Origin of the sequence: Amaricoccus sp. (assembly GCF_036846665.1) — a bacterium.
GTDB lineage: Bacteria > Pseudomonadota > Alphaproteobacteria > Rhodobacterales > Rhodobacteraceae > Amaricoccus.
Window position 1 is genome coordinate 1 of the sequence record NZ_DAIUBO010000285.1, and the last position, 4249, is coordinate 4249.

A 4249-nucleotide genomic window follows, 5' to 3' on the forward strand; every position below is an offset into this window, starting at 1 on the left:
ACTGCTGGCACGCCTCGCGGCGCCAGGCGATGCTCGAGGCCTGCTGGGAAAAGGCGGGCGCCTTCGTCCACCAGCAGATCATCTGGGTGAAGGACCGCGGAGTGCTCACCCGCTCGCATTACCTCTGGAAGCACGAGCCCTGCTTCATGGGCTGGGTGCGACCGCACCGTCCGCCGAAGGTCGCCGACGAGATGCTGGCCTCGACCTGGGTGATCCCGAGCCTCAACGGCGAGGAGCGCCCGGACCACCCCACGCCGAAGCCTCTCGACTGCTTCGCGATCCCGATGCGCCAGCACGTGGCGCGCGGCGGCATCTGCTACGAGCCGTTCTCGGGCTCCGGCTCGCAGATCATGGCGGGCGAGGCGACAGGGCGGAGGGTCTTCGCGATGGAGATCAGCCCGGCCTACGTCGATGTCGCAGTCGAGCGCTGGCAGGCCGAGACCGGGCGCGACGCGGTGCTCGACGGCGACGGCCGCAGCTTCGCCGCGGTGAAGGCAGAGCGGCTCGGCGCCGAGGTTTCGCCCGAGTCCGAGCCGCCAAAGCGCTCGCGCAAGCCGGCGGCCGCGTGACCCGGCCATGCGCGTCCTCGTTGCCTGCGAATTCTCGGGCGTGGTCCGCGATGCCTTCCGGGCGCGCGGCCATGACGCCGTGTCCTGCGATCTGCTGCCCTCCGAGCGGTTGGGGCCGCACATCGTGGGCGACGTCCGCGCCATCCTGCACGACGGCTGGGACCTGCTGATCGCTCACCCGCCGTGCACCTTCCTCGCCAACAGCGGGGCGAAGCATCTCTACCTCGGCTGCCGCCGGGAGAACGGCGCCTGCGGCGACCGCTGGGCCAACCTCGGGCACGCCGCAGCGTTCTTCCTCGCCATGCTCGGGGCGCCGATCCCGCGCATCGCGGTCGAGAACCCGATCATGCTTGGGCACGTCCGCCGGCTCTTCGACCTGCCCGCGCCCTCACAGACGATCCAGCCGTGGGAGCACGGGCATCCCGAGACCAAGGCGACCTGCCTGTGGCTTAGGAGCCTGCCGCGGCTGAAGCCGACGCGCGTCGTCGAGGGCCGGGAGGCGCGGGTGCACCGTGAGCCCCCCGGACCGGAGCGGTGGCGCAACCGGAGCCGCACCTTCGAGGGCATCGCCGCGGCAATGGCTGAGCAGTGGGGCGGCGCCTGAACGTGAGCCGCCGCCCCGGTTGGGGGCGGCGGGGCTTCGCGGCGCCGCTCAGGCGTCACCGGGCGGGTCAGGGTCGATCGCCTCGACGCTCTCGACGACCGGCGGGAATGCCTCGTCCGCATCGAACCACGAGGTGGCGGTCTCGATGCGGACGAGCTCGGGCCAGCGCTGCCGGTGGTCCGCCGGGTAGTACCCGAGGTGCATCGAAGCCACGAACTCGGACGCGACCACACCGGCCCGCTCCCGGCCGTCGCACGCGATGATCAGCGTCGCGTGATGCTCGTGGTCGTAGGCGTGAACCCGGAAGAGCGGCATCGTCACTCGCCCTTCCTGAGGGTCGCCCGGCCCTCGCGCCAGTCCACCCCGGCGTCACTGAGCGCGGCGCGCAGCTCGGTGATGAGCCGCCACGGGACGCGCGCCTCGTAGACGTGCTCGTGCTTTTGGACCGGCGGGTAGGCCGCCAACTGCAGCGCGAGCGCGAGGATGCGGTGCCGCGGGTCCGGTCGGTCGGCGGGGCTCAACGCCCCGCCTCCTCTGGGTCCGTCGTGTCGGGCCGCTCGTCAGGCGGCGTGAACTCCTCGCCCGCCTCGAAGTCGAGGATCAGGTCGTGGAGGAACTGCGCCGGCTTCTGGCCGGCCTTCCGGGCCAGTCGCTGAAGCGCGGCCTCGGCGCGGTCGCTGATGCGATGTACCGCCATCAGTGTCACTCTGCAGCAAGTCGGTAGACCCGTTCGCCGCCCTCGACCTTCTTCGAGGAAACGGTGAGCCCGAGCTTCTTCTTCAGGGCACCGGCGAAGAAGCCCCGGACGGTGTGTGGCTGCCATTGAGTGGCCGCGACGATCTCGGCGATGGTGGCGCCCTGCTTGCGGCGGAGCATCGCGATCACCTGCGCCTGCTTGGTGCCGCCGCGGGTCTTCGGCGCAGGCGCGACGTCCGCGTCCGTGGGCGCCGCCTTCCGCGGCCGGCCCCGACGCTTCGGGGTGGCCTCGACCGGCGCCTCGTTGGCGCGCGTGGGCGCACCCGCGGCCGGCTCGCCGGCCGAGTTGGTGCCTTCGTTGAAGGCGTAGGGGACCGCCTCGGGCTCGATGCCGATGGCGTCCGCGCCGGCGGCGGTGATGAAGAGAAGCACCCCGCGGCCGTCCGGCTCGGGGAGGTTGCGCCAGACTCGGTTCAACGCCGTGTCCGCCTTGCGCGGGCTGTCGACGACGTGCTCGCGGATCAGCCCGCGGGAGAGCAGCGCTGCCACGACCTTCGTCGCGGCTCCGCCGCGCAGCGAGCCGGGCAGCGGCAGAACGTTGCCGTCGGCGCGCTGGGCGGCCGCCGATAGGATGATCACTTGAGTATCGGAGAGCTTGGTCATCGGGTCGTCCTTCATTGCGAGGCGCGGGACCATCCCGCGCCTGCTACGACCCCGAGCCGCGCATCCCGGCGGGAGCGCGGCGGAGCCGGAAGGGCGGCGATCAGTAGGGAAGCTCGGCCATGATCGCGAAGTGGTTGGCGAGGCCGGTCAGGTAGGGGAGCCCCTTCGGGATCCCGGTCTCGCGGCTGGTCTTGCGGTCGATGCGCCACCCCATCCATCGGGTGATCGCGGCGTCGATCGCCTCCTGCAGCGTCTCGCCCTTCCAGAGTTCGCTGGCGACGTCGTCGGCGAAGTGGCGGCCGTGGCGGGAGTCGAGGAAGTCGCGCACCCCCTCGTGCGAGGCGGTGGTTACCTCGGCGATCCGGCGGGAGGCGATCTCCCAGGCCTTCGCGGGGTCGGCGGCCGGGTCGTTCTCGATACGGCCGATGGTGCCCCAGTAACCCCATTCGGTGTTCCGGCTGGGCAGGATCGTGGTCATGGTCGTGCTCCATTCAAGCGTCTGCTTGACACCACACATGCTCGGTTCCGCGCGCGATCCAAGGCAATAAGCGGATCATTTCATTGCTAAATCGAGGCCGCTATGCAGGGCATGAGCGAGCGCGAGTATGCCGCCCGCGCCGGGCTCTCGCGCGGGGCGATCCAGAAGGCGAAGGCCGCCGGCCGGCTGGTGCTGCACCCCGACGGCTCGATCGACGCGGAGGCGTCCGACGCCCGGCGCGCCGCTTCGACCGACCCGTCGAAGCAGCGCGGAGCCCCGACGCCGCCGAAGCTGAAGCCGGTGCCGAACGCCGCGCTCTCGGCGGTGGGCGACACCCTGCGGGAGAACGGCCTGCCGCCGCCAGCGGCCGGCGGCGCCACCTTCCTGCAGGCGAAGACTGCCAACGAGGTGCTGAAGTCGCAGGAGCGGCGGCTGAAGCTCCAGAAGCTGAAGGGCGAGCTGGTCGACCGCGCCCGCGCCGAGACGCTGGTGTTCCGGCTCGCCCGCGAGACTCGGGACGCCTGGGTCAACTGGCCGGCCCGCGCCGCGGCGCTGATCGCCGCCGAGGTCGGGCTCGATCCCGCCGCCATGCAGAAGGTTCTCGAAGCCCATGTCCGAGCGCATCTCGACGAGCTCGCCGAGGCTCGGCTCGATCTCGGATGACGACCCGATCCTGGCGTTCGACGGGGCCGCGGCGCTGTTGCGGGCCTGGGGCGGCGGGCTGAAGCCCGACCCGCTGCTCACCGTGTCGGAATGGGCCGACCGCTACCGAAAGCTCAGTTCGCGCTCGGCGGCCGAGCCCGGGCGCTACCGCACCCGGCGCACGCCGTACATGAAGGAGATCATGGACGCGCTTTCGCCGGGGCACCCGGCGCAGCGGGTGGTGTTCATGAAGGCGGCTCAGGTCGGCGCGACGGAAAGTGGCAATTCATTCATCGGCTTCGTGATCCACCAGGCGCCCGGGCCGATGCTCGCGGTGCAGCCGACTGTCGAGCTCGCCAAGCGCAACTCGCGCCAGCGCATCGATCCGCTGATCGAGGAGAGCCCGGCGCTCCGGGACAAGGTGAAGCCGGCGCGCTCGCGCGACGCCGGCAACACCATGCTGTCGAAGGAGTTCGCCGGCGGCATCCTGATCATGACCGGGGCGAACTCTGCTGTCGGCCTGCGCTCGACCCCGGCGCGCTACATCTTCCTCGACGAGGTCGACGCCTATCCGGCCTCGGCCGACGAGGAAGGCGA

Annotated in this window: 9 protein-coding genes; 4 read left to right on the plus strand and 5 right to left on the minus strand. The window is 71.4% G+C overall.

Annotation, left to right across the window (positions count from 1 at the left end):
• Positions 1 to 569 (plus strand): DNA-methyltransferase (locus tag V7050_RS18715; RefSeq protein ID WP_324411008.1); only part of this gene is annotated, 569 nt, incomplete at its 5' end.
• A 7-nt stretch (positions 570 to 576) separates the two neighbouring features.
• A complete protein-coding gene (locus tag V7050_RS18720; protein WP_324370066.1) occupies positions 577 to 1173 on the plus strand; it encodes a hypothetical protein in 597 nt (198 codons plus the stop codon).
• Between the two features lie 48 nt (positions 1174 to 1221).
• On the opposite strand, the gene V7050_RS18725 is transcribed toward V7050_RS18720, so the two are convergent.
• The 5 genes from V7050_RS18725 to V7050_RS18745 form a co-directional block, all read right to left on the minus strand.
• Positions 1222 to 1494, minus strand: a complete 273-nt coding sequence (locus V7050_RS18725; protein WP_324370064.1) for a hypothetical protein — start codon at positions 1492 to 1494, stop codon at positions 1222 to 1224.
• On the minus strand, positions 1491 to 1694 hold the full coding sequence (locus tag V7050_RS18730) for a hypothetical protein (protein WP_324370062.1): 204 nt from the start codon (positions 1692 to 1694) through the stop codon (positions 1491 to 1493). Before V7050_RS18730 ends, V7050_RS18725 begins: the two co-directional genes overlap by 4 nt.
• Positions 1691 to 1870, minus strand: coding sequence for a hypothetical protein (locus V7050_RS18735; protein ID WP_324370060.1), 180 nt, complete (start codon positions 1868 to 1870; stop codon positions 1691 to 1693). The genes V7050_RS18730 and V7050_RS18735 overlap by 4 nt, the downstream gene beginning before the upstream one ends.
• Before the next feature lie 5 nt (positions 1871 to 1875).
• Positions 1876 to 2532: a DUF3489 domain-containing protein gene (locus V7050_RS18740; RefSeq protein ID WP_324370058.1), complete on the minus strand. Its 657-nt coding sequence runs from the start codon at positions 2530 to 2532 to the stop codon at positions 1876 to 1878.
• A 100-nt stretch (positions 2533 to 2632) separates the two neighbouring features.
• On the minus strand, positions 2633 to 3049 hold the full coding sequence (locus tag V7050_RS18745; RefSeq protein ID WP_324411010.1) for a hypothetical protein: 417 nt from the start codon (positions 3047 to 3049) through the stop codon (positions 2633 to 2635).
• Between the two features lie 63 nt (positions 3050 to 3112).
• Between V7050_RS18745 and V7050_RS18750 the strand changes: the two genes are divergently transcribed.
• Together V7050_RS18750 and V7050_RS18755 are read left to right on the plus strand one after the other, a co-directional pair.
• Complete coding sequence (locus V7050_RS18750; protein WP_324370054.1) at positions 3113 to 3673, plus strand: hypothetical protein; 561 nt, start codon at positions 3113 to 3115, stop codon at positions 3671 to 3673.
• On the plus strand, positions 3621 to 4249 hold a 629-nt coding region (locus V7050_RS18755; RefSeq protein ID WP_324375010.1), incomplete at its 3' end, for a phage terminase large subunit family protein. The genes V7050_RS18750 and V7050_RS18755, both read left to right, overlap by 53 nt.